Raw genomic sequence first — 25,072 nt, forward strand, 5'->3', positions numbered from 1 at the left:
CTGATGGCTATCTTTATAGCTTAACTATGTTCTCATAAGAAGTAATATAAATGACTCCCCCATCTTTCGTTGGCAAAGCTTTGTTTAATAGACTTACTGGCCTAAGCCATTGAATATTGCCTTGCTCATCACATTGGATCACCGCATTGGATAACCCAATGAGGTAACTTCCCTCTGCCGTGAGCTCGATTGAACGTGCGGTTCCGTTTATCCCCAAATCCTTACTCCAGTTCCCATGACCGCTTGGGTAATGTACCGATAAATTAGCTTGCTTGGACAGACGACTATAATTAATGATGGCATACCCCCCGTTTGATAGAGGAACAAACCACCCTATTCCATCCCCATAGAAATTATGCCTCACCTCTTGTCCCATGGCATTCAACTGCCAGATTAAATACGATCCGCTCCGAAAGACTCCTGCAAGATATCCTCCGTCCTCAGTTTGCCGAATAGTTTCAATTGAGACATGTGGATCATACCTCGTCATCCATTGCTCGTTCATCCATTCCCGTTTGCCGACGGCGTTCAGCTTTACAATATATCCGAGAGATTCACCATTATTATAGGAATACACAGCTCCGCCATCCTCAGTCTCTCGAATCTCATTAAATTCGACATAATCCCGAACGAATTCTTCTTTCTCCCAAATCACCCCCCCGGCTTCATCCGTTCTTGCAATATAGTAGAAAGAATCATGGCCGGGAACTGTCCCCCCTAGAAGATAACCTCCATCTTCCGTATAATCCGCAGATGTTATGATCACTTGACTATTATTGCTTGTTTTTAATTGCAGCAGCTTCTCCCATTCAATATTCCCATCGAGATCTGTTCTTGCTAGATAAGTTTGATACTTGTTCTTCGTTCCAATCAGGGTATAACCTTGGTCTGTCTCAAAAACCTCAAAGATTTTAATTCCGTTACTGAACTGCCTTTCCCAAGAGACCCCAGGCCCCGGCAACGTCGAAGCAGCAACCGCTTGTCCAGTTAAACTTGTTACAAAAATCACCGTCATCCATAAGGCATAATAAGCCTGCTTCCTCCAAATTTGTAATGTCATAGCTTTCCTCCCATCATATTCAATCTATTGGAATTGGACTAACCTGAACCCAATCACCCCCCGTTCTAACTTATACAGTTAGACGTTGAATCTGAATGGAAGTTTCCCTATATTTTACTTTTTAAACAAAAAATATAACAGAAAGCATATAAGAGAACACCACTTCGCATTGAAGTGGTGTTCTCTTATATGAATAATAGTCGTCAATTGCACACTTGATCAATCAGCGACACAGCTCTAGAAGCGTTTCCTCCCACCGTTCAAGTACCTCGGCAGGTTCTTTCAGTCGAATTTGTACACCGGAGATAATATCGGCATATTGGGCCTTATCCTCTCGGCAAGCAACTACTTTAGCGGAAAATCTAGTACGTGGATGCTTAGCGTCTGAAAGATCAGGCAACTTGGCAAGTTCCAATTGAATATAGCATGCGGCCTCATTGTAAAAAACTACTATAGTTGCTTGTCCGGTACGGATAATGTTATTTGTTGTCGTCGTGTTTTCCCATAAACCGAGCCTGAGTGATGTCGGAGTTAATGCGATAACTTCTCCTACACTGATCATAGCCGTGTGCGGCAAGCTTTGCTCCGTAACGGTTAACAGCATAAAGGCTTCGTGCTGCTTCTCCCCTAAATTTCGCCCATTAAACAACGTATATAAATGAGGAGATAGTTCGGATACAGTGTTATTCATCATTTCCCTCCATTGCTCTTTCAATTTTCTGAATTCTTGTCCGTCATCTATTATTGGCTGCCCTCGAATAAGCTTCTTTCATCATATTATAATCGATTGCCCCCTGAAATCTTTGTGTAATAACACCTTTCGCATTAAGCACATAGGTCGTTGGATAAGCAACCACCTGATACTGATCAGTAACACGTCCCGTTACATCAAGAGCATGCGGAAATGTTGACCCAAAGCTTTCCAGAAAATCCACCACATTCTCCTGACCATCCTCAAGATGCGTCATATTGACAGCCAGCACGACCGCATCCTTGTCTGCGTATTCCGCATAGAACTTCTCCATATGAGGCATTTCTATCCGGCATGGCGGACACCAGCTCGCCCAAAAATTGAGCAGCACCGTCTTCCCACGAAAATCTGCCAGCTGAACCTCTTCCCCCACGAGATTTTGCAAGGTAAAATCCGGTGCCCTGTTGCCCACCTTTAAACCGATTGGAATGGAGGCCTCCTCTTCGGCAGTATCCTCTGCACTTTGCTTCTTTGCATCTGCTTTATCGAAGTAATCATATGCTCCCCAACCAATTAGTCCTAGAAGAACAAGGATAGCTATCCAATTTTTCTTCATCTATTTTCTGCCTCCTAATATAGTTCCAAGCCGCTATATTCCGTTATTAACTCTACCCCTTCTTGTCCACCTTAGATACATAAAAGATTTAACGCTTATTCCCTATAAAAGAATCTAGGAAAAGCAAAGAAATCGCCACTAAAAGAAAAAAGAGCTGCTCTAAAGAAAAACCGATTAGCACAGCATGGCGATACTCGTCCAAGAAGGGAATGACGGCAGAACCGATGCTATACCATAAAGCTAGCGGCAAAAAAGATCTAAGCGGGGATTCATATTTCAGCCAAGCCATGATTCCTAATCCGGCCGCCAAAACCGCACAAAGCAAATTCTCCCACCCCACTGCCCCTTCCCACAAGAAGAACATCGTGAATCTGAACCCCTGTACGGCGCCGTATGCCAGGAGTGCTGCTTTGACAAACGGGACGAGCAATGGCCGATTTTTATACCCCCTGTATGCCAGATAAGTAATTGCCCCGAGCACACCCAGCCATACCCCCCGCTGCCCCCCTGTAAAATATAGCAGGGACAGCGGATTGGACAAGGTTTCTAGCGGACTAAAGAACAGCATACTGAATTTCCATAAGAAGAATCCGATCCCAAGAGCGTTCACATAACCTTCTTTAATCCAGCCTCCCGCCTCACGATGCCTAAACTTAATCTTTAACACGATGTATCCGAAAGCCGCCGACAACAGAAAAATAAGCAGATCCGCCCTTAACACCAGCGAACCCAGTGCAATCGTACCGATAATGTCTCCCACCACACCTTTAATTTCATTTAGATGTATAAAAACGATAACAGTATATATATCATTATTAATTATTAGTGTTCTTTGAATATGCAGTATTTAAGCCACTCTCAATACCCCCAGGGGTATTATTGAAATGATATGTCTTTTTCTCTCGTATGTCAAGTCGCGACATAATTCGCTGGGTGCCTTTCTCGTGATCATTTAAATCAGGCAATAAGGCGACAACGGAAAATCCGTCGTCGCCTTAAAATTTCACCAGGCTGGAGAGCGATCGCAAAAGACGAAGCGCTACCGTTCTCTTGATATTCTGCCTTCTCATTCCAAGAATCCTACCCTCTTCATTGACTCTAAAATAACGAGGAGGATGATGAAACAGCTTTATGTCCCTCTCCAGCCGATATAACTCTTCTGTGTACAATTCTCTCCCACCTCTCTATCTACTGCACTCCAAAATAATGTAATCCCATTATCTGCTTTAAAAGCAGGAAGAAAAAGAGTACACTAATGAACAAGTAATTCCCCTTTTGATCGAAAATGCCAATTATCCACTGTGAGGTGAAGCATCAGGTGCTAACCAGAGAACGATATTTGACTTTACTTAATGAATACGGAACAAGGGATAATCCAACTGAACTCACATTTGTTCAAGAGGTAACCCTCCAGGAACTGACCAAGCTGTTTCATTGCACCGAAAGAAACGTTAAGCTGATCGTTCGCAAGCTCGAGGACGAGGAGCTTATTCGATGGCATCCTGGACGCGGGCGCGGTATCCGATCGCAGATCGAATTTCGCGTGCGACGAGACGAATTTCTGCTCGAATATGCAAAGCGTCTTGTTGACAAAGGAGAATATCAAACCGCGTTTGAGATTTTAAATCAAAATGAACAAGATCAAGAGATACTGGAGCAATTCATCAAATGGCTTAACGGAAAATTTGGCTGCAGTGAGGAACCGATCTCCAGTACAAATTGCATTGATCTATTCCGACTACCGGTATACCGTCCCCCGTTAACTTTAGATCCCGCCAATCTAATATATGGGTTCGACGCTCATTTGACCCGACAAATATTTGATCGGCTCGTCCAATATGACTCCGATCAGAATTCCATGGTTGTACCGATGATTGCCCACCATTGGGATAGTAATCAAGACGCAACCGAATGGGTATTCCATCTCCGCAAAGGAGTTCGCTTCCATCATAAACGTGAGCTGACTGCAGAGGATGTCGTATTTACGTTTAACCGGCTGCGAGAGCGCTCCCTCCATAACTGGTTGCTTATGACGATGGATCGAATTGAAGCCATAAACCCCTATACCGTAAAAATACACCTAAAGCAGCCCAACTGGCTGCTACCGCGCATGCTCTGCTCAGCGACTGCAGCTATATTGCCCGCAGATTTAGTCAGCCAAAATGAGGAGATGTTCTGGAAATTGCCGATCGGGACGGGAGCTTTTCGTCTTACGCATTGGAGCGCAAATCAAATCAATCTTTCCGTTAATACGGAATATTTTCTAGGGAGAGCCTATTTGGACGCAGTGGAGATCGTGATTTTACCAGAAGATATTCCCGGCTCCTCCAGGCTAAAATGGGAAAAGCTTATAGACAACGAAGCACGCTTTCCAACCAAACCGGAAAACGACTGGAATCGCGTCGAAGGCTTATGGAAAAACTGCAGCCTGATTACCTGGAATCGCAACAAAACCGGACCACAGCAGTCTCTATCCTTCCGCCAAGCCGTCAATCTCATCATCGATCGGACAAAATTAATTCACGATGAACAACAAGAGTTCCCCGCCCGTAGCTTCCCCCGCGATCCTAGCTTCGCAAGCGGTACATTTCGCTATGATCGGGACGCTGCCCTCCAGTTGCTCCGTGAGTCCGGTTATGATGGGACGCCGTTAATTCTAGTTACACCCGATCATTTGTACGAGGATGCGGAATGGTTCGCTGAACAATGCGACTCAATTGGGATAAGTATAGAAATCAACTGTGTAACGAATAACATCTGTGCGAGTGAGGATATCGGCCCTGAGGCCGACTGTATGTTGACTTGTCTTTCCTTTGCGGACGACGAAGTATGCCAATTGGAGACTTATCTTCAAAGACAGTGTCATATATATCAGCATATGGAGCACAATTTACGAAAATGGATTTACGAAATCATCAAAGATATTTTGGCAACGCCGTCAATGGAGGAGCGCAGCGCCCTTTTTCAACAAATCGAGTTTCGGCTACATGACGAAGCCCAATTCTTGTTTCTCGTACACCGCAAAGTCAGTACCTATGTCCATCCCTCCATCCGGGGACTCGGTATTAACCGACTGGGCTGGATGGATTTCAAAGACATCTGGCTAACCTCACCGATTTGCGATTGCAGCTAACAACACGCAAAAAAGGGAAAGCATCCCGAAAATGCCTTCCCTTTTTACGATTCTAGATATTATTTAAATACTTTCACGCGTTCTTCGATCGGATTGAATTGCTTCTCCCCTGGTTCAGCAACCGGTTTGCCGAACGGCATTTGCCCGATTAGCTTCCAGGAGGCAGGAATATTCCACTCAGCCTTAACCTTCTCATCGATGAGCGGATTGTAGTGCTGCAGCGAAGCCCCAACCCCTTCGTTATCAAGCGCCGTCCAGACGACCAATTGCAGCATCCCTGAGGATTGCTCCGACCATACTGGGAAATTATCTTTATAAAGAGCGAATTGCTCTTGAAGCCCTTGAATGACTTCTTGATCTTCGAAGAATAACACAGTTCCACGGCCACTGCGGAATGCAGCCATTTTCTCTTCCGTCGGCCCAAAGCTTTCTGCTGGAACAACTGCTCTCAACGTTTCTTTCGTCATATCCCAAAGCTTGTCATGCTGTTCGTTGAAAAGAACAACTACACGGGCACTTTGCGAGTTAAAGGACGATGGCGTGTGCAACACGGCTTCAGCCACAATTTCCTCCACGCGTTGATCGGAAATAACTGCTTCTTTACTAATAGCGTACACGCTGCGTCTAGCTTTGATCGCCTCTAGAAATTGACTCATAGGTTTCTAATCTCCTTAACATTTAATAATTTACTTACTTTTAATTAGTAACTCCATTTTACATACTACATGATAAAAAAATGAAATGCAATAGGCATAATTACTTAACTATTTTCTCCTATTTAGAAGCTATTCATTCCTAATAAACTCATTTATAATGGGAATAAAACCCAAGAAAGGATGTTTGCTGGCGTGCCGAGAACGAAAGTGTTCATCAGCTCCGTAAATGAGGATGGATTAAAACCGCTTCGCAGAATGGCTTTTCGCGAGCTTTCTTCCCTTGGGCATGAACCATTGATGTGGGAAGAAAATTTAGGTCCTTGGCCAGCTCATACAGATCCCATTACAAAATGTTTGGAAGCGGTTGTGGAAAGCGATATCTATTTATTATTTCTAGGTAGCAAGGCAGGTACTTACAACGATTCATCAGGAATTACAATTACGCATATGGAGTTTATTAAGGCGCATGACCAGGGAAAACTTATTCTCGTATTCGCTGACACTGAAATCAAATCATCTTTCTTTGCCAAGGCTAAACCATTCATCGACCAACTCATCGACCAGCATATCCATAATCATGAACAATTCCCCTCTCCTTTACATATTATAGATGCTTTACAAGATAACCATACTATCCCCCCAAATGTCGATCCATATGTATGGTATTTCTTATACGATATCTCTCTGCGCAAAATATACATCGATGATTTATCACTGGGGGTGCCCATCGATTGGAAAGCTTACCTTAGCGACTTGCTGCGCCGGGGAGCACTGCTTCTTCCCCTAGAGCAATCCATTGAACAAAATAGTTCCAGGGTCGAACAGTTTGATGAAGCCGTTGATTTGTTATATCATCTTATCCCGCACCTGCAAATAAACGGATTACAGAAAGCGGATGACTTGCTTGAAGCGATTCAAACACGGATGGATGGGGGCAAGATCGAGCACAGCTACGGAACCTATGTCGCAGAAACCGTTGGTTTCTATGAGGACTGCTGTGCAGCCACCTTGTTTGGGCGGGAGGAAGAATGCTTGCAGCTCATAGCCAAAGTAGGCGAAGCGACCGGAGCTTCCTGTTATATGCTAACGGATCAAAGCTCTTATAATGTACTCACGTATCATATGGGAGACAACGGAGAGCAGGTCTTTTTTAAAGCCGCTAAAAATATGTTTTACTATTGCATTCGTTCGGGAAAATTTGTATTGACTCTCCATTTTCCTGCTGATCCAACTTGGGATTATAAGAAATTCATCCACTATAAAGAAGCCGCAAACCATGCTATAATTAGTAAAAATCCGTTAATGATCGAATTCATCAAGCTGATTCTAGGAGGGATGCAGTCATGAGTAGCGGAGTATTCGTCTCAAAGAATGGGAAAGTAACCGAAGCTATAGGCACACAGCCCAAGGAAGCATTGCTGTTCGCTCCTTCCAAGAAAAGCTCGTCACAAATATTGCAAGAGCAGCGCATCGCGATGAAGCGCAATAATAAACGGATCAAAGAACGGTTCAACGAAGCAACGAAGCGGGTATGAGCTATTTATAGATAGCATAAATAAAGCGACCTTATCTCCTTAAGCGGAGATAAGATCGCTTTTTTTGCTATTCGTTTTGATGACACATACTTGCCTAGGATATCAACTTGAGTCCAACCGCTGCACTTAGCACCATAGCGATAAACAGTATCCGTTTCCAGTCCTTGGATTCACCGTAGAACAGCATTCCCATCAATGCGCTGCCGACGGTGCCGATTCCTGTCCAGACGGCGTAGGCCGTTCCCATAGCCAATGTTTTCATCGCTACAGACAATAGAAGAAAACTAATAATGAATCCACCAAACAACAATAGAAAAGCCTGCCAATCTCTCCGCTTGTTGATTCGGCTAATTCCCGCTACCCCAATCACTTCGCCTATACCCGCCAATATGAGAATAAACCAAGCCATTTTAATTCCCTCCCTGCGCGTCCTGCTCTGTGGTTACCAGTTTTAACCCTGCTACGCCGCAAACTAAGAGAATGATTAGCAGCAGCTTAGCCAGCTTGAACGGCTCTCCAAATACGAGCATTTCCAAAATTACCGTGCCCGAAGTGCCAATTCCCGTAAATACAGCATAAGCCGTACCAGTCGGCAGCTTACGCGTAGATAGAACAAGCAAATACATGCTGACAAAAATAGCTACACCGGTAGCCATCCAGGTCAAGGCGTTGTACGAATGCTTGAGGCCAATCACCCACCCTATCTCAAACAGCCCGGCTATCAATACCAGTCCCCAATAACGATTCATCTTTGTATCCATGGAACCCGCCTCTCCTTCTCTCCATCCTTCAAACAGGCAAAAGCCCGGAAAGATATCTGTTGATGATATCCTCCCGGGCTTTTGTCCCTCCGTGTCGCAAGATATTTCCTGCGTGTCCTCTCTTGGACCAGGCCGGCGTGTACTTCGCCGCGGAACCCTAGAGAACAATTGTGACCTAAATAATACAGGAAAAAAATCGGTGGGTCAACTCCTTCAGCGCCGTTCATGCATACTTGTCTTCGCATCCTCTATAGTCTAACATAGTCCCAAGAAGTATTTTTCCATGTTCACCTAAATCATTAATCACTATAGATAAAGGAGATTGACCGATGAACCATACAAGACTGTTTTCACCTTACTCCATTAAAAATGTAACTTTAAAGAACCGGATTGTCATGTCGCCGATGTGCATGTATTCCTCCTATGACCGCGACGGTAAGGTGACCGATTGGCATCGGGTTCACTATCCTAGCCGGGCTGCCGGGCAGGTTGGATTAGTCATGCTGGAGGCAACGGCTGTCACGCCCGAAGGTCGGATCTCCTATGAAGATCTCGGCATTTGGAGTGACGAGCATATCGAGGGATTGCAGGAAGTGGTTCGGCTTATCCATCATCATGGGGCTAAAGCGGCGATTCAGCTTGCACATGCCGGCAGAAAGGCCGAGCTGGAAGAGACGATTATCGCGCCTTCGGCTATTCCTTTTGAAGGAATGAAGACACCCAAGGAAGCTTCAAAAGAGGACATCACCCGCATTATCACTTCTTTCCGGGACGGGGCTCGGCGCGCAAGGGAAGCCGGATTCGACATCATTGAAATCCATGGCGCTCACGGCTATTTGATTAGCGAATTTCTTTCCCCGCTCTCAAATAAGCGTACCGACGAATACGGCGGCAATGCGGACAACCGTTATCGCCTGTTGCGCGAAATCATTGAAGCGGTGAAGTTAGAATGGAGTGGGCCGCTCTTTGTCCGTATTTCCGCTGACGAGTATCATGAGGACGGCAATTCGTTGGAGCAATTCATTCAATTCGCAGGCTATATGAAGGAGCAGGGCATTGATTTGATCGATTGCAGCTCGGGCGGAATTGTTCCCGCATCCATCGATGTATATCCCGGATACCAGGTCAATCTTTCCGATCAGATTCGCAATCGCGCCAACATTGCCACCGGGGCGGTTGGCCTTATTTCCAGTGGCCTTCAGGCTGAGGAAATCCTCGGCAATGGGCGAGCTGACCTCATCTTCGTCGGTCGCGAGTTGCTGCGCAATCCATATTGGCCATTAAGCGCAGCTAAGGAGCTCGGGGTTACGATTGAACGTCCTAAGCCGTATCATCGCGCCTAGTCGTTGTTGTGTTTATAGACAAATCTCGCATGACTGTCACCTTGTTCTCCGATTATTATGTTATAAGGTGAGCTAGGCTATATCATTACAAAAATTTAGCACGTAAGCATAATGTTAAGCATTTTTGTTGTACCTGAAGGAGTGGCTCACAGCATGAATTATGAGAATGAATCGTTATCCAGTACTTCCTGCTCTCCCCGCATACTTATTATGACTGCCGTTGAAGCGGAACGGGAAGCGGTTCTACGCGGCTTAAACGGTGCCGACGGCTTTGAGGTTCAGCTAGCAGGCGTCGGCCCGATTGCGTCCGCAATCAATACAACGGCGATTTTAGCTTCATCCACTAATACAGTAGCCTACGATCTAGTGATTAGTGCAGGCATTGGAGGCGGCTTCCATGGCATAGCAGATATCGGCTCCATCGTCATTGCCACGGATATCATCGCCGCGGATTTGGGCGCCGAGTCCCCAGATGGTTTCCTCAGTTTGGACAAGCTCGGCTTCGGCTCCTCTCAACTTAAAGCCGACGCTCCCTTGTCCGAACGCTTAAAACAAGCCGTGGCCGGAACCAACATCCCGGTCTGCACTGGGCCAATACTGACGTTATCTACTGTGACGGGCACGGCAGAAACAGCCGAGTCGCTCAGCCACCGTATACCAGGGGCTGCAGCAGAAGCGATGGAGGGATATGGTGTAGCACTTGCAGCGCATCTTCACCAGCTTCCCGTGCTTGAAATTAGAGCCATCTCGAATCCAGTTGGCCCACGCCAACGAGAGTTATGGAAAATTAACGATGCCTTATCTGCCTTGGAGCAAGTTTGCTCCTTATTACCGGAGGTTGTGCAATGATGAAGATCGCTTATTCCCCCTGTCCAAATGACACGTTCGTATTTCACGCCTGGGCTCATGGCTTAATCCCCGGCGCACCCAAGCTGGATATCACCTACGCAGATATCGATATTACAAACGGACTTGCCGCAAGCGGCAAAGGGCCTGACGTATTAAAGATCTCTTACGCCGCTCTCCCTTGGGTACTTGACGAGTACGCATTAATTCCTTGCGGTGGGGCACTTGGCCGCGGCTGCGGACCTCTAGTGCTTATCTCTGGAGAACCAGCTAGTATATCAGCAGCAAATACGGCAGCCCACGATCCAGCTTACCTGTCCGGACGAACCATTGCCGTCCCTAGTGAGCGCTCAACAGCCTATCTATTATTTCGATTATGGGCGGCCCAAGCAGTACCTGGCGGAATTGGTGAAATTGTCGTGCTTCCCTTCGACCAAATCATGCCGGCTGTTAGGGACGGTAAAGTGGATGCAGGTCTTGTCATCCATGAAGCTCGCTTTACTTATCCAGCCTACGGCTTAAGCCTGATGCGCGATCTTGGCAGCTGGTGGGAGGAAGATACCGGCCTGCCTATTCCGCTTGGGGCAATTATCGCTCGGCGTTCCCTCGATTTGAATTCCATTGAACGATGGACGCGGCAATCGGTGCAATACGCCTGGGCGCATCCCGACGCATCCCGGCAATACGTTATGAGTCATGCGCAGGAAATGTCCCCAGAAGTGACTGATGCGCATATTAACCTGTATGTAAACCAATACACGGAGAACTTGGGCGAGGATGGCTACGCTGCCGTTACGGCTCTACTCGGCCGCGCAGCCGATGAGGAACTCGTGCCAGGCATAGCTCCGGGCCTCCTCCGCTAGACAACAGGCCAAATAGCCGATCCGAACGTACTGGCATACTCGCCTTTACGCCGAATCGGCTATTTTAAAGTTGCTACTCAGCTATGACTTGCCGCCAAATCTCTTCCGATAACCGCATTTGCGGCAAAGCTCTTCGACCGCCATTCTACGTGAGAAGCCATCGTACAATCGATTGGCCCGCTCACCTTCAATAATTTCGGAAAACGGAGTCTCATACACATTTCCCAAATTGATAACCCCTTCCCCATCTAGACAGCACGGGATGACAGTGCCATCGACAAGGATGCCAGCTTGATTTCGCAGAGCATGGCAGAAACCATGGCCGTCGTCCTCCTCCGCTCTCAAATCCGGCCAATCAAATTCATGATCCTGATTTAAGTAAATTCGTTCGGCCAGTTTAATTCCGCCGCCGGGAACGACTCTTTCCTCAATTGAATAATCCAGACCAAATTCCTGCTCAATCAACTCCAAGGTAGCCCTGTTGCGACTACGCTGTAAATTGGTCTCGTTATTCTTATCCAAATTCCATAACCGGAATGATACTATCAAATCTGAGGTACTAACCGCTTCTCTAACAAAGGCTAGAATACTCTCAATATAACCCTCGCGATCAGAAGAACCCTCATGGCCATCAAAGCTGTGCAAAGAAAAGTTTATTTGTCTCAGGGCAGGCTTATTGATGATTTTCGGCCAAGCTTTTCGAATCAAAGTTCCATTCGTTGTGATATTTACCTTAAATCCCTTATCATGGCTTAAGTCCAGCAAGGTGTCGATCTTGGGGTGCAGCAGCGGTTCACCCTTGACATGAAAATAAATATAGTCCGTGTGCGGCTTTACTTCGTCTAATACCTTTTCGAAATCGTCAACTTTAATAAACTGTGCTTTCCGTTCGGTCGGCGGACAAAAGCTACAGGCCAAATTGCAAATGCTGGTCGTTTCAATATAGAATTTTTTGAATTTTTTCATTTTATCTTATTCCTACTTGTCTATTATATTTTCGTATCGTGATCATACCCATCTTCCACCTTCTCATTTCTTGTTTTTTCGGTTGACCAATCTTGTACCTGGTGCAATGTTCGAAAGTCGACTTTTGGAAACGCCGATTTGCTGCGAGCTATAGATGCCGCTGTGACCGGAGAATACATAGCTGACTAGGCAGGCAAGGAACAAATAAAGCGCTCCCTCCGAACCGAACAGCTCAATACCCATTATAAAACAAGCGATAGGCGTGTTGGCTGCCCCGCAGAAAACGGCGATAAATCCAAGGGCGGCAAGAAAAGGAGCATTTAAATGAAGCCATCCGGAAAGAGTATGCCCGAGGCTCGCTCCAATAGCGAATAGCGGCGTCACCTCACCCCCCTGAAATCCTGAGCCTAGCGTTACAGAAGTAAATAACAGCTTGCCTAAAAAGGCGAATGGTGCCACATCTTGATCAAAAGAATTGGAGATTAAAGGCAGGCCAAGCCCCAAATATTCCCGGGTTCCTGTGAGATAGACCATAACGATAATTAGGCAACCACCGACTGCACTCTTTAGTACAGGATTTGCAAATACGCGGGTAAACGCCCTTTTTAAAAAATGAGTCAGCTCACTGAACATAAAACTAGTCAATCCAAATAAAATCGAAGCGATCATAACCTTGAGCAATACTATCCCAGATAAGACGGGAATTTGTCCTATATCATAAATATGGTGCTGCACTCCCCACAGCTCCGTCGCTACTAAATGCCCCACAAAGCTCGCCGCGAAACATGGGACGAGTGCACGATAGCTGATTAATCCGAGCACGGCTACCTCTAATCCAAACATCGCTCCCGCCAGAGGTGTTCCAAATACCGAGCCGAATCCTCCACTAACTCCGCACATCAATAATATTCGGCGATCCACCGTATCCAGCTTGATAATCCTGCTGATCCCATCCGCTAAACTACCGCCCATCTGCACAGCAGTTCCTTCCCGACCGGCAGAGCCACCGAGCAAATGTGTTGCCAAAGTCCCAAAAAGTACAAGTGGAGCCATACGCAAAGGAATTCGCTCGTCCCCACTCTGGATTTGTTCCAAAATCAGATTATTGCCCTGGATGCTGCGTTTGCCCCACTTCATATATACATAACTGACTAACGCTCCTCCGATCGGCAGAAGCCATAGCATCCAGGGCTGCGCATTTTGCCATTGCGTGACGGCATCCAGGCTAATCAGAAAAATTGCAGATGCGCTGCCTGTAAGTAGTCCGACCATGCTGCCAAGTATAACCCACTTCAGAAATGAACCAGGATAAGCAGCCATGATCTTAGCTTCATAGACCCAATTCATTTTCTTCATGCTTTTATTATTGCTAGGTGGCGGTTCATGATTAGGTTTCAACTTAAATCCTCCTGGCCGTTTAACTGGCAATGAACAAAAACTCCTACCAGCGCAAAAGCAAATAAGCACTGGTAGGAGTCATCAGCCTTTCCGGCGGTTCTGGCGAACTCCATCGCCTTCATCGATCATAATTATATTGAGATCATTGTATCTCAATAGCATGTCAGACGTCAATCATTGCAAAGTTTAGATAGCTGGACAATCCATACCCACGTAAACTAATCCCCAGTATAAGCATATGATGAATCAAACAAATGAAAAGGTGATTCTTTTGGCAAGTTTTCGTAAGGCCTATCAGGTCAAAAAGCAGCTCTCTGCCCAATGGTTAAAACAACGCGGCATACACGGCATTGGCGTAGGGTTATGCGATCCGCGCCGTCCCAAGAAAGGGGCTGCAATCATCCTCTACGCCAGTGCTCTAGCTACTACCGTACAATTAAGCAATGCAAGGGGCAAACGAAAGCCTCTGCGCCCTGCACAAATTCAAAAAAAAACAGGTGTACCCCTGCGAATCATTCGGTCGACCAGCTTTATTAAACATGTCAGCCCTCAAAGCCAGCGGTTCGCTACACGAATCCGGCCCGTGATCGCAGGATACAGCATAGGTACCCCAAATGCCTCTGGTACAGCCGGATTGATAGTAACCAAGGGTAATTGCGGCAAGAACCGTTATATCCTCAGCAACAACCATGTTCTCGTTAATGAGAACACCAATCGTTGCTCTACTACGCTACAACCAGGCGGCGCTGACGGCGGTACAGTGAGCAAAGACCGTATTGGACAGCTGTATCGATTTGTAAGGTTAAGCAGACAAAACAATAATTATATCGATGCCGCTATAGCTAAACCGCTGCGGCGATCACTACTCGGTACTCGTTATGCGGTCTTCGGAACTGTCCCTGGTCATCTGCGCTCCTATCGGATTGGAGAGCGATTCAAGAAGGTTGGCCGTACGACTGGTGTTGCGACAGGTCGGGTAGAATCGATTCATACCGATGTTCGCGTCGGGTATGGTTCATATGGCGGCTTAGGGACAATTACCTTCAAAGATCAAAGTGTCATTCGCGGAAAAAAGCCTGTCTCCTTAAGCGGAGACTCAGGATCTGTCTGGTTGACCCGTAAAGGGAATTTGGCTGCCGCGGTCAACTTCGCCGGCTCTGCCGATGGTTTCTTGTCGATTTCCTATCCCATTGAATGGTTTATGCAAGTATTCGGTACGCGGGTGCCCCTTCCCCCTCATCATAGAAAACAACACAAAAGAAAACACCACAAGAGAAGACAGCGCAGGACACTGCGTCCTCGGCGCTGCCTGAAGCGGAATTACTTGTTTACGCAGCCTTTAACCCCTAAATTACTGCGGGCGATCAAACCAATCCGTGCGCTTGGATGTCCTTGAATAATTTAGCATAACGAAAGGGGAGTCTCTCTTGATATCTATCAAGAAGAAACTCCCCTTTTTGGTTATAGCAAACTCGAAAAATTATATTATTCCATAAAATCCTTCAAACGTTTGCTGCGGCTTGGATGCCTCAGCTTGCGAAGAGCCTTAGCTTCAATTTGTCTGATCCGTTCCCGGGTAACACCAAACTCTTTACCCACCTCTTCAAGTGTCCGCGTCCGTCCGTCATCCATTCCGAAGCGCAAGCGAAGTACGTTTTCCTCCCGCTCAGTCAGCGTATCAAGCACTTCCTCGAGCTGCTCCTTCAGCAGCTCGTACGCCGCGGCTTCCGCTGGAGCCAATGCGTCGTGATCCTCAATGAAATCGCCTAAGTTAGAGTCATTCTCTTCCCCAATGGGGGTTTCCAAAGATACCGGCTCTTGGGCGATCTTCATAATTTCACGAACTTTTTCCGGCGTCAACTCCATTTCCTTGGCAATTTCCTCCGGAGTCGGCTCTCGGCCGATTTCCTGAAGAAGCTGACGTGAAATGCGGATCAGCTTGTTAATCGTTTCTACCATATGAACCGGAATACGTATCGTTCTGGCCTGGTCGGCTATCGCTCTAGTTATAGCCTGACGTATCCACCATGTGGCATACGTACTAAACTTAAAGCCTTTTTTGAAATCAAATTTCTCCACGGCTTTTATGAGTCCCATGTTCCCTTCCTGAATCAGGTCCAGGAACACCATTCCCCTACCTACATAACGGCGGGCAATACTTACAACGAGTCGCAGATTAGCTTCTGCCAGTCTGCGTTTGGCTTCCTCGTCTCCTTGCTCTATTCGCTTGGCCAGTTCGATTTCTTCCTCCGCTGACAATAGCGGAACCCTGCCAATCTCCTTCAAGTACATGCGTACAGGATCATCAATCTTTATACCTGGCGGTAACGTCAGGTCATCTGTATATTCTGATTCAGTATGAAGCTTCAAATCCTCTGTCACGATTCAGACCCCCACCCATGAAAATGAAATACAACTTATCTTGATGTATTTTTCGTTTGACAATTGCCATCTTTTATGCTATTATAAAAGCGATCCTAAAATGATTTACTGTTTGTTGACTATCCGTCATTTTAACATAAAAATAATAATTAATCAAACATCTTTTGTTTTGTTTATTTGATGCAAATAACGCTGATCCCTAAAGGGTCGGCGTTTTTTAATGAAGGACTATTTTAGGATCAGCGAATTAAGCCATACTCTTTGGCCTGCTCCTCCATTAAAATGAACTCTCCCTTCCCCCAGTCCTCTTATCCCGATTCAGCCAAATGCCTTCATCATTAGCCAAGTCCTTTTATATATCCCTCACTCAATGTGATGAACATTTGAAGGCCTTATCTGCTCCTTTTATTTTAGCGGTTCCTACGGCCTACTATCTAAAATTTTAATATTAATTAAACCAATTAAATGTTTTTGAAACGATAACCCTGGCAAATATTTCATCCGGAGCTTTCCTTTTTATTTGTAACCGCTTACATCGAATCGGTAAAATAACTTTCATAATATGTTCATTTTAAGTTAAGCAGACTCTTTACCATATGCTTCTAAGATGTCTACCTTCCTAATCCTTTCAACAAAAGACAATATTAAAAGTGAATTCATTACTAATGAATTGAATATTAAATCAAATTTTATCGAAAAACACACTAAAGACCTATGACAAAATACGACAATAGTACTTGATTATATGATATAGTGCAAATATAACATTTCTTTTATGAAAATTTCATGTGGTATAGAAAAAACAGGAGGTAGGGCCTAGAGCCAGCAGCGTATTATGAAATAATTTAATCCTCTCGCCACCAAAGTCCTGTTTTTGTGAATATTTTATTTTTAAAGGAGCTGAACATCATGAGCTTACCCTACATTCCCTCTCTCCGACGTCTTTTTTTCCTACTCGTTAGCAGTATAATCATATTCGGGCCTATAAGTTCCCCATCGACAATAAAAGCTAAAGCAACAGACAAAATACCAAAAGCAACTTGGCTGTGGCATACTAAGTTAATCGAAACTCAGACAGAAGAGCTTCTCTCCTTTTCTGCCTCAGAAGGCATCCGTTTCATATATCTACAAATCAGTACAAAGGTCGACATCCCTCATTACAAAAATTTTATCTCCAAAGCGAACGCGCTCGGCATTCAGGTTCACGCCTTAAACGGAGCGGCGGATTGGGCTTTGAGAGCCAACCGCTCACAGTTGACAAGCTTCATAGATTGGATTGATAAATATCAACTGGCAGCTGCGGAAGAAGAGCGATTTACAGGCATACACGTAGACATTGAGCCACATCTTCTGCCCGAATGGAGAATCGATACGAATAACGTTATTAAACAATGGCAATCCAATGTTATGTATCTCGTAGAAGAATCCACTAAATTAGAACTTCCTATCGCTGGTGATCTCCCTTTCTGGTTAGATAATTATACGGCAAGCGACTCGGAAATGTCTCTGAGCTCCTGGATGATCTCCAAATACGATTCAGTAACACTGATGTCATATCGTAATAGCGCTTCAGCTATTCTTGATCTCGCGAAGCAGGAATTGGAAGAAGCCGGGAATTTATGCAAGCACATATATACCGGCGTAGAGACCAAATACTCCTCCGAAGGTGATCATGTTTCCTTCTATGAGGAAGGATATGATTATATGAATGAACAACTGCTGTATTTAGACCAACTCGGTAGAAACTACCCTTCCTTTGCAGGGATTGCCATACACGATCTTGTCGGAATGATGGATCTGGCTAACCGCAACAAGCCTTAAAGCAAATTAGCAATATAATAGCAGCCCCTTACAAGCTCTCTCTAATTTTAGAATGACCAACTTTCTAAAGACGGAGAGAGCTTTTTTAGTCCACTATTCATACAAAAGGCATTTTGGCTATGATAAAATTCACTACTTATAAATACGGTCAATTAAAGGCTATTGCTCTTCTAATTTTTCAGCCGCTACAATGAGTATGTAAACGTTTACAAATATAGCAGCGGTGTTGATCCCGCGGAAAGAGAGGGATTTACGATGTCTTATCATGGTAGCTGCTGGAAAGCGCGCGTTCTCTCCTTGCTGTCCAAATGGTTGGTCATGATGCTCATCGTCGGTGCTGTGTCACTTTCTCCATTACAGGAACTTCCAATCGTGCGAGCCAATTCACAACTTACAATAGACTCGCACAACGATGGTCAGCAAGTCAATTCGGGAATAGTGGTCATTTCGGGTCATTATACGAACATCTACGATATCAAACTAATTGTAAATGGACGTGAACAGTTAGATACACACATGAACAATCTAAGCGGAACCGAGACGGGCACATGGCATACTGAACTGGATACAAGTCAGTATCATGGTGAAATCAGCCTCGTAGCCCGCGGTCTAAATTCAGAATCGAGATACGGAGTAACAACCCCAACCAAATGGATTAATATCGCTAATCCCTCTGCCTCCCCCCCTCTCGTCCGTATTGATCAGCCTTTTGACGGTGCTCAGGTCGAAGGACAAATACCCGTTACATTATCCGTCTATGCCATCAACCCGATACAAACCGTCGAAGTCAGAATTAATGGCGGTCCCTGGAGTGTTGCAGAAGCTGTATATGAGCATTATGAGTATAATTGGGATGCGGAAAACGCCCTGAATCAAACTTCGAGCATTGAGGCGAGAGCTACCGACGCATTCGGAAATATCGGCCGAAGCTTGACTGTATATGTTAAGAACGGGGAAGTTATGCCGCAAGAAATCATTTTAGAGCCTCAGGATCGAGCCATATGGATTTGGGAAAAGGCCGCTTATAACCTATTCCTTAATCCTGGCTCACGTACTGCACTTAAAGCATTTGCGGATGATACGAGCACCTTTGACTCTGAGTCGGTGACGACCTTCTATCTGGGCGTATTCCCCTATGGAGGCGTCGATATTCTCGAGGAGGAACCCGACAGAGTACGTGATTTCATGGCTTGGGCCCACGATAACGGTTATAAAGTTCACGCCTGCATCGCAGGAGGGACGGTACCTCCCTATTTTGGAGCGTTAACGCCATATCACGAGCTTGCGATTCGAGAAATGGAGAAGGTCATTAACTACAATTTATCTTCTTCTCCACATGAACAATTCGATGGTGTCAATGTAGATATAGAGCCGTACATTTTACCTGATTTCAGACTACAAAAACCGTCGGTACAGCTTCAGTATCTTGATATTATGGAACAGTTAATAGCTCGAAGAGATACTGCAGGTATCCCCTTGCCCTTTGGGCCAGCGATTCCAAGATGGTTTGACAGCAATGAACCTGCGAAGGATATAACCTGGAATGGTCAAACGAAATGGCTGTCTGAACACATTCAGGACATGAGCGATTATATTACAATTATGGATTATCGGGATTCAGCTGAAGGAAGTGCCGGAATTATCGCTCACGCACAGGGTGAAATCGATTATGCCAATCTGATTGGTAAACCCAATTCCGTCATCATCGGCGTCGAGACGCTGGATATCGCTAACAGTGGTGATCCAGAGTCGATCACCTTCCGTGAGGAAGGCCGCGCTCATATGGAAAGTGAGTTAGACAAAGTGTATGCCTGGTTTAACGGCAACTCTGCCTTCGGAGGAATTGCGATGCATCATTATGATTCGATCCGCTGGCTGCCGTCAGCATGGGGTCCTGATGGTGCGATGTGGACAGTAACATCAGAAGACGTTACACCGCCAACCGGCGTCAGTGTAAATCCTACTGCCACCCCCTTTGACTACCAGAGTATTAATCTCAGTTATGGCAGAGCCTTTGACGACTCCGATGTGGAGGAATACGTAATTTACCGAAGCACCACCCCGGATTTTCAGCCCGATGCGTCGAACGTCGCCGGTCAATCACGCAACTTGACCTATAAGGATCGCGGTCTGCTGCCTGATACGACTTATTATTATAAGATTGCGGCCAAAGATATCAGCGGTAATGTCGGTCCCGCTTCGGAAACGGCTTCAGCGACGACCTTCAGCACCACGCTTCGCCCAATGATAATTAGCGAGATGAATATCATTCATGACGGTATACGCTCGAAAGTAACATTAAAAGTATGCGATTACGAGACAGGAGAAGAAATCATAGCCCGAGTATATGGAAGATTTACAATGAATGGAGGTAAATATGTAGAGCTTGCTCCGGACGCAAGCGGTGTCATGTTCGCCCATTCTGAAACCTTACCCATGGCTTCCGGTGAAGTCGGATTTTGGCCGCAGCGCGTACTGGCCGGCGACTATTACTGGGCAACGGCATACGACGATCCGCGAACGGCTGCTGTAAGCTGGTCAACTTTATAAGTAATTGGCTATCCATTTCAATTTAGAGTCAAACAACAAGCTCCTATGGATCTGCATCCATGGGAGTTTGCTATGGTCACCATTTATGTACGACATCACTGATCATACTTCCCCACAAGCTTTGCTGCCTGTACAAGCTTAGCTGCATTGCGTTCAATCTCTTCAAATCGGCCTTCCTTAATCAGTGACATATTGACGATACTGCCGCCAAGCCCTACTGCCACCGCCCCTATCTGAAGAAACTCATGAATATTATTTAGCCGAACGCCTCCCGTCGCCACCATGGGAATATGGCTGAGCGGCGCACGAACCTCCCGTAAGTAATCAAGCCCTAACGAAGCCATGGGGAATACTTTTACCGCAGTAGCACCAGCATTCCAGGCCTGGACGATTTCAGTTGGCGTCATTGCCCCCGGGTAGACGTCTGTCGATTGTTGACGAGCATAGTTCACTACAGATTCGTCCAAATTCGGGGCTATTAAATATTCTGCTCCCGCCGAAATCGCTTCCTTTGCCATATTCAAATCAAGCACCGTGCCAGCTCCGATGCGCATTTTCTCGCCATATCGTTCACGCCAGCGTGAGATCATCGCTAAAGCGCCGTCACTATTTAAAGTTGCTTCTACAAATACGACTCCAGCATTAGCCAGAGCCTCAATCAACCCATCTGCCCGGTTCTTCGGAATATGGCGAAGAATAGCAATGATTCTCTCTCTCTTCAACTGTTCAAAAGTCATACTCATTCTTTTCACCCCTTCTTCAAAACGTAGCATGTTACATTCACGAATTCAATCATTAAATAGTCCCTGTCCTTCATTAGCAAAATGTGACTCGGACGCCCAAGTCAGTTATAATTTAGTAGTATGTCAACTATGTTCATTGAGGTGATTAATTATGAAGCTGACCTACCTAGGACATTCCTCCGTTCACATCGACACAGGCGAATACAAACTGATCATTGACCCGTTCCTGACGGGCAACCCGGTCGCCACGGTTTCAGCTGAAGATATTAAGGCTGATTACGTGCTACTAACCCATGGCCATTCCGACCATATTGGCGATGCGGAAATCATTGCGAAGGGCAACCAATGCCCGATCATTGCCATCGTGGAATTAGCGGACTTTTTTGCAGCCAAGGGGCTTGAGACGGTCGGCATGAATCTCGGAGGCTCCTGCTCCTTTCCGTTTGGTAAATTGAAATTTACGCCAGCTCTGCATAGCTCCTCCGTGCAAGTGGACGGAACGAACATTTATCTCGGAAATCCTGCGGGGATCCTGCTCGAACTGAAGGGGTTTACCGTTTATCACGCTGGAGATACGGCGTTATTCACTGATTTGCAGCTCATTGGCACAAGGCACAAAGTCGACCTGGCCTTTATTCCGATCGGCGACTTCTTTACGATGGGACCCGAGGATGCTTTAACTGCCGCAGAGTGGATCAGCGCTCGCCATGTCGTGCCCATTCATTATAACACCTTCGATCTGATCCGCCAGGATGGCGATTTATTCGTCAGCGAGTTAAATAAAATTGGCATCACAGGACATGCCCTCAAGCCGGGCGAAGATCTTCATCACCATCAATTAAGCTTATAATGAGTGCAAAGCCCCTGTTCCCATACCGGGAGAAGGGGCTTTGCTATGCTGGCTAATCCTGCAGCTCTTTACCTTTAGTCTCTACACCCAGCCATAATACTGCTGCTGCTCCAATAAGTATAGTCACAAAGAATATGCCAAAAATATATCCGACCTCATAATGCCTTGCAACGAGCATCCCTACCATATACGGTGCAATGATCCCGCCAACACGCCCAAATGATGCTGCCAGTCCCACCCCCGTCGAGCGAACGCTCGTTGGATAGAGCTCTGGTGTATAGGCATACATTCCTCCCCATGCGCCGAGATTAAAAAACGATAAGCATATTCCAGCAGCGATTAAGGAACCTTCTGTCGTGGCCAATCCAAACCAAGCGGCACTGACCGCTGTGAACACCAAATACAGAACGAGAACAAACTTTCTGCCAAACTTCTCAATAAAATAGGCGGCTGTAAAATAGCCGGGAAGCTGGGCAAGCGTCATAATGAGAACGTATTCGAAGCTCTTCACCAGACTAAACCCCTTGATGAGCATAACCGAAGGCAGCCACAAAAACATCCCGTAATAGGAAAAAACGACTGTAAACCACAGCAGCCACAGCATTACCGTTGACCGGCGGTGAGGCTTGGCCCACACCGATTTGAACCGCTGGCTGAAAGAAATTGAACTCCTGCCATTCTGAACAGACTGTTTCGTAAACCGCGGTGGATCTTCAATCGCTCTGCGCAAATAAAGGGCATATAAAGCAGGTAAACCGCCGATGATAAAAGCCGCTTGCCAACCGTATTTCGGAATGACGAAGTAAGCGATCAATGCCGAAGCAATCCAGCCTGCCGCCCAAAAGCTTTCCAGCAGCACGACAGCTCTTCCCCGATCCTTGGACGGCACCGATTCCGAAACAAGCGTAGAGGCTACCGGCAGTTCCCCTCCCAAGCCAAATCCTGCAATGAAACGCAGGACGCACAGAATGGCGAATCCTGTTGCCGCTGCCGATAAGCCTGTCGCTACAGAGAAAATCAATAAAGTCCAAAGGAGAACCGATTTTCTACCGTACCTGTCAGCCATGAAACCGGCGATGGCTGCTCCAAACGCCATGCCGATCGAGTTAATACTTGTAAACAGTCCGGTTTGCTGCGGAGATAGTTGCCATTTCAAACTTAAATCAGCGATAATGAATGACAGAATACCGACATCCATCGCATCGAACATCCAGCTCAGCCCGGCGCTCATCAACAGCTTACGCTGCTTAGGGTTCCGGATCGTCCCCAATAAGCTCATTTTCTCCCACTCCTACGCATTCGATTATTTTTCTTTCCTCATTTATTATGGATCAATAATAGCAAATAATGACTTTTTTCGCATAATAACTTCATCGAATTCGTTACTTCAATTTGAATTCATGATACTATTGAGGTTATTATGCTATATTTTTCAAATCTTCATTAAAAGGCAGGATGATATTTATGGGGTACAACTATAACACAAGTCCGGTACCTTGGTACTATGTATATCAAGACATCATCAAGGGGCCGGTAACGATTGGACAGATGCAAAAAGACTATAATATTTACCGAGAACTGCAGCCCAACACTATGGTGTGGACCGAAGGGATGGCAGAATGGGCGCCCCTATCATCAACCGAGTTAATCCACCATATTATGTTCGCAACTAACCATAATAATCAGGCGGGTTATGGCGGCTCGTATCAGAATAATACATATTCAAATTCGATAAATACAAGTCAGGCCTACGAAGGAGCAGTCCCCCCCATGCAGTACTCAATGCAAAAAGCTAACAATACATACATGTGGTTAATCGTCGCAATTTGCGGACTCGCATCTCTTCTCCGGCTTTCAGTTCGCGGCTCCGCTGGGGCTGATGGAACTATCTTATTTATAAACGTCACAGCTGTAGGATTATATGCCCTGTTCTGTGCTCTGGACAAAAATGAACTTAAACGCACAGGCCATCGAACCACACCCATCTGGTGGTTTTTAATCGTACCGGTCTATATGTTTATTCGAGCTTACAGATTACGTCAGTTTCCTTCATATGCCATTGTTTTTCTCATTACCAGCTTTGTCGTCGGCTTCTTTTTTGGTTTTATCTCCGCTTTTGTCAAAGCGTTCTAAATGACCTGTCTGAGAGACTAATTATAAAAGAGCTGTTCCCGCAGGCCGTGAATCTGCCAGGGGTGCAGCTCTTTGCTTTAAGCTAACGTTAGATGGTAAATATGCTGTGGTCCGATTGGGCCGTCAATCAACCTTCCCCCATCGCGAAAGCCGGCCGCCAAATATACAGCCTGGGCTGCTTTATTACGTTTATTTACACCTAGAACAATTTCATTCCGTCCTGGAAACTGATTTTTCATAAATTCAGGCAGCTGAAGCATGGCTCCCTTGGCAATACCCTGACCCTGGTGACGATAATCGACCGAAAAAGACTGCAAAAGCATTGCACTAGTATTTGCGGTAAAACTCGCGATATTCGGCCCTTCGTACAAAATGAAAAAGCCAACTATTTTTTGCTCATACATAATCACCACAGGATATCGCTCTTGATCTTGAATCGCCAGTTCCAGCACGTCCTTAGGCAAGGCACTGAACTCGATCTGACCTTCTGGCAGCTCAAATCTCTCTAAATACTCTCGATCCTTCTGCTCATAATGACGCAAGGCTACTTTAATCCTCTTTTCTGTACTCATCCTCAGTTTACTCATCGTGAAATATTGCTTAATCGCTCCCTACCCTTATACCATAATCACAAGTTCTCTCACTACTTCATCCAAATTGGCCACCCCAGGCAATAGCAGGACATGCAGCAATCACACCATTATATATGTCTACGATCTGCGCAA

The 25,072-nt window shown here is 45.9% G+C and carries 24 protein-coding genes and 2 riboswitches; of the genes, 11 read left to right on the top strand and 13 right to left on the bottom strand.

The features are described 5' to 3' along the window. Positions 1–13 precede the first annotated feature (13 nt). From EIM92_RS16920 to EIM92_RS16935, 4 genes are all read right to left on the bottom strand, one after another. A complete protein-coding gene (locus EIM92_RS16920) occupies positions 14–1,060 on the bottom strand; it encodes a hypothetical protein (RefSeq protein ID WP_125083646.1) in 1,047 nt (348 codons plus the stop codon). 223 nt (positions 1,061–1,283) lie between these two features. Beyond that, positions 1,284–1,754: a pyridoxamine 5'-phosphate oxidase family protein gene (locus tag EIM92_RS16925; protein WP_425464162.1), complete on the bottom strand. Its 471-nt coding sequence runs from the start codon at positions 1,752–1,754 to the stop codon at positions 1,284–1,286. A gap of 40 nt (positions 1,755–1,794) precedes the next feature. Then, entirely contained in the window at positions 1,795–2,367 is a 573-nt protein-coding gene (locus tag EIM92_RS16930) for a peroxiredoxin family protein (RefSeq protein WP_125083647.1), read from the bottom strand. A gap of 88 nt (positions 2,368–2,455) precedes the next feature. Continuing rightward, complete coding sequence (locus tag EIM92_RS16935; RefSeq protein WP_164515136.1) at positions 2,456–3,130, bottom strand: hypothetical protein; 675 nt, start codon at positions 3,128–3,130, stop codon at positions 2,456–2,458. A gap of 555 nt (positions 3,131–3,685) precedes the next feature. Between EIM92_RS16935 and EIM92_RS16940 the strand changes: the two genes are divergently transcribed. Beyond that, positions 3,686–5,500, top strand: a complete 1,815-nt coding sequence (locus EIM92_RS16940) for an ABC transporter substrate-binding protein (protein WP_125085250.1) — start codon at positions 3,686–3,688, stop codon at positions 5,498–5,500. Between the two features lie 59 nt (positions 5,501–5,559). Here the strand turns inward: EIM92_RS16940 and EIM92_RS16945 are convergent, their stop codons facing one another. Further along, on the bottom strand, positions 5,560–6,156 hold the full coding sequence (locus EIM92_RS16945) for a nitroreductase family protein (protein ID WP_125083649.1): 597 nt from the start codon (positions 6,154–6,156) through the stop codon (positions 5,560–5,562). 192 nt (positions 6,157–6,348) lie between these two features. Here EIM92_RS16945 and EIM92_RS16950 point away from each other — a divergent pair, with 192 nt between their 5' ends. Continuing rightward, positions 6,349–7,503 carry a DUF4062 domain-containing protein gene (locus EIM92_RS16950; protein ID WP_164515137.1) on the top strand — a complete coding sequence of 385 codons (1,155 nt, stop codon included), beginning with the start codon at positions 6,349–6,351 and terminating at the stop codon, positions 7,501–7,503. After that, positions 7,500–7,691 (top strand): hypothetical protein, encoded by a 192-nt coding sequence (locus EIM92_RS16955; protein WP_125083651.1) that lies wholly within the window; start codon positions 7,500–7,502, stop codon positions 7,689–7,691. Before EIM92_RS16950 ends, EIM92_RS16955 begins: the two co-directional genes overlap by 4 nt. 94 nt (positions 7,692–7,785) lie before the next feature. On the opposite strand, the gene EIM92_RS16960 is transcribed toward EIM92_RS16955, so the two are convergent. Together EIM92_RS16960 and EIM92_RS16965 are read right to left on the bottom strand one after the other, a co-directional pair. Continuing rightward, on the bottom strand, positions 7,786–8,100 hold the full coding sequence (locus EIM92_RS16960; RefSeq protein ID WP_125083652.1) for a DMT family transporter: 315 nt from the start codon (positions 8,098–8,100) through the stop codon (positions 7,786–7,788). Between the two features lies 1 nt (position 8,101). Further along, complete coding sequence (locus tag EIM92_RS16965) at positions 8,102–8,452, bottom strand: DMT family transporter (RefSeq protein WP_281279632.1); 351 nt, start codon at positions 8,450–8,452, stop codon at positions 8,102–8,104. A 68-nt stretch (positions 8,453–8,520) separates the two neighbouring features. After that, positions 8,521–8,624: riboswitch (guanidine-I (ykkC/yxkD leader) on the bottom strand. A gap of 157 nt (positions 8,625–8,781) precedes the next feature. Here EIM92_RS16965 and namA point away from each other — a divergent pair. The 3 genes from namA (at position 8,782) to EIM92_RS16980 (ending at position 11,504) form a co-directional block, all read left to right on the top strand. After that, entirely contained in the window at positions 8,782–9,795 is a 1,014-nt protein-coding gene (gene namA / locus EIM92_RS16970; protein ID WP_125083653.1) for an NADPH dehydrogenase NamA, read from the top strand. 153 nt (positions 9,796–9,948) lie between these two features. After that, positions 9,949–10,644, top strand: coding sequence for a futalosine hydrolase (locus EIM92_RS16975; protein WP_125083654.1), 696 nt, complete (start codon positions 9,949–9,951; stop codon positions 10,642–10,644). Continuing rightward, positions 10,644–11,504 (top strand): 1,4-dihydroxy-6-naphtoate synthase, encoded by an 861-nt coding sequence (locus tag EIM92_RS16980; protein WP_125085252.1) that lies wholly within the window; start codon positions 10,644–10,646, stop codon positions 11,502–11,504. The genes EIM92_RS16975 and EIM92_RS16980 overlap by 1 nt, the downstream gene beginning before the upstream one ends. Before the next feature lie 81 nt (positions 11,505–11,585). Here EIM92_RS16980 and EIM92_RS16985 read toward each other — a convergent pair whose 3' ends face one another. Both EIM92_RS16985 and EIM92_RS16990 read right to left on the bottom strand, forming a co-directional pair. After that, entirely contained in the window at positions 11,586–12,470 is an 885-nt protein-coding gene (locus EIM92_RS16985; RefSeq protein ID WP_125083655.1) for a radical SAM/SPASM domain-containing protein, read from the bottom strand. Between the two features lie 63 nt (positions 12,471–12,533). After that, positions 12,534–13,826 (bottom strand): voltage-gated chloride channel family protein, encoded by a 1,293-nt coding sequence (locus EIM92_RS16990; protein WP_125085253.1) that lies wholly within the window; start codon positions 13,824–13,826, stop codon positions 12,534–12,536. 107 nt (positions 13,827–13,933) lie between these two features. Beyond that, positions 13,934–13,994: riboswitch (Fluoride riboswitch) on the bottom strand. A gap of 136 nt (positions 13,995–14,130) precedes the next feature. Here EIM92_RS16990 and EIM92_RS16995 point away from each other — a divergent pair. Next, positions 14,131–15,264 (top strand): S1 family peptidase, encoded by a 1,134-nt coding sequence (locus tag EIM92_RS16995; RefSeq protein ID WP_246021439.1) that lies wholly within the window; start codon positions 14,131–14,133, stop codon positions 15,262–15,264. A gap of 89 nt (positions 15,265–15,353) precedes the next feature. Here the strand turns inward: EIM92_RS16995 and rpoD are convergent, their stop codons facing one another. Next, a complete protein-coding gene (rpoD, locus tag EIM92_RS17000; protein ID WP_125083657.1) occupies positions 15,354–16,250 on the bottom strand; it encodes an RNA polymerase sigma factor RpoD in 897 nt (298 codons plus the stop codon). Positions 16,251–17,159: 909 nt separating this feature from the next. On the opposite strand from rpoD, the gene EIM92_RS17005 reads away from it, so the two are divergent. Beyond that, complete coding sequence (locus EIM92_RS17005) at positions 17,160–18,071, top strand: hypothetical protein (RefSeq protein WP_125083658.1); 912 nt, start codon at positions 17,160–17,162, stop codon at positions 18,069–18,071. A 255-nt stretch (positions 18,072–18,326) separates the two neighbouring features. Then, complete coding sequence (locus EIM92_RS17010; RefSeq protein WP_125083659.1) at positions 18,327–20,621, top strand: Ig-like domain-containing protein; 2,295 nt, start codon at positions 18,327–18,329, stop codon at positions 20,619–20,621. 95 nt (positions 20,622–20,716) lie between these two features. On the opposite strand, the gene EIM92_RS17015 is transcribed toward EIM92_RS17010, so the two are convergent. Further along, positions 20,717–21,364, bottom strand: a complete 648-nt coding sequence (locus tag EIM92_RS17015) for a bifunctional 4-hydroxy-2-oxoglutarate aldolase/2-dehydro-3-deoxy-phosphogluconate aldolase (RefSeq protein WP_125083661.1) — start codon at positions 21,362–21,364, stop codon at positions 20,717–20,719. Positions 21,365–21,515: 151 nt separating this feature from the next. Between EIM92_RS17015 and EIM92_RS17020 the strand changes: the two genes are divergently transcribed. Continuing rightward, positions 21,516–22,214, top strand: coding sequence for a metal-dependent hydrolase (locus EIM92_RS17020; RefSeq protein WP_125083663.1), 699 nt, complete (start codon positions 21,516–21,518; stop codon positions 22,212–22,214). Between the two features lie 52 nt (positions 22,215–22,266). On the opposite strand, the gene EIM92_RS17025 is transcribed toward EIM92_RS17020, so the two are convergent. After that, complete coding sequence (locus EIM92_RS17025; RefSeq protein WP_125083665.1) at positions 22,267–23,493, bottom strand: MFS transporter; 1,227 nt, start codon at positions 23,491–23,493, stop codon at positions 22,267–22,269. A gap of 185 nt (positions 23,494–23,678) precedes the next feature. On the opposite strand from EIM92_RS17025, the gene EIM92_RS17030 reads away from it, so the two are divergent. After that, positions 23,679–24,347 carry a DUF4339 domain-containing protein gene (locus EIM92_RS17030; RefSeq protein ID WP_164515138.1) on the top strand — a complete coding sequence of 223 codons (669 nt, stop codon included), beginning with the start codon at positions 23,679–23,681 and terminating at the stop codon, positions 24,345–24,347. Positions 24,348–24,424: 77 nt separating this feature from the next. On the opposite strand, the gene EIM92_RS17035 is transcribed toward EIM92_RS17030, so the two are convergent. Continuing rightward, positions 24,425–24,919 (bottom strand): GNAT family N-acetyltransferase, encoded by a 495-nt coding sequence (locus EIM92_RS17035; RefSeq protein ID WP_164515139.1) that lies wholly within the window; start codon positions 24,917–24,919, stop codon positions 24,425–24,427. Positions 24,920–25,072: the final 153 nt, after the last annotated feature.

The sequence above is a fragment of the Paenibacillus lentus genome (assembly GCF_003931855.1).
GTDB classification, from domain to species: domain Bacteria; phylum Bacillota; class Bacilli; order Paenibacillales; family Paenibacillaceae; genus Fontibacillus; species Fontibacillus lentus.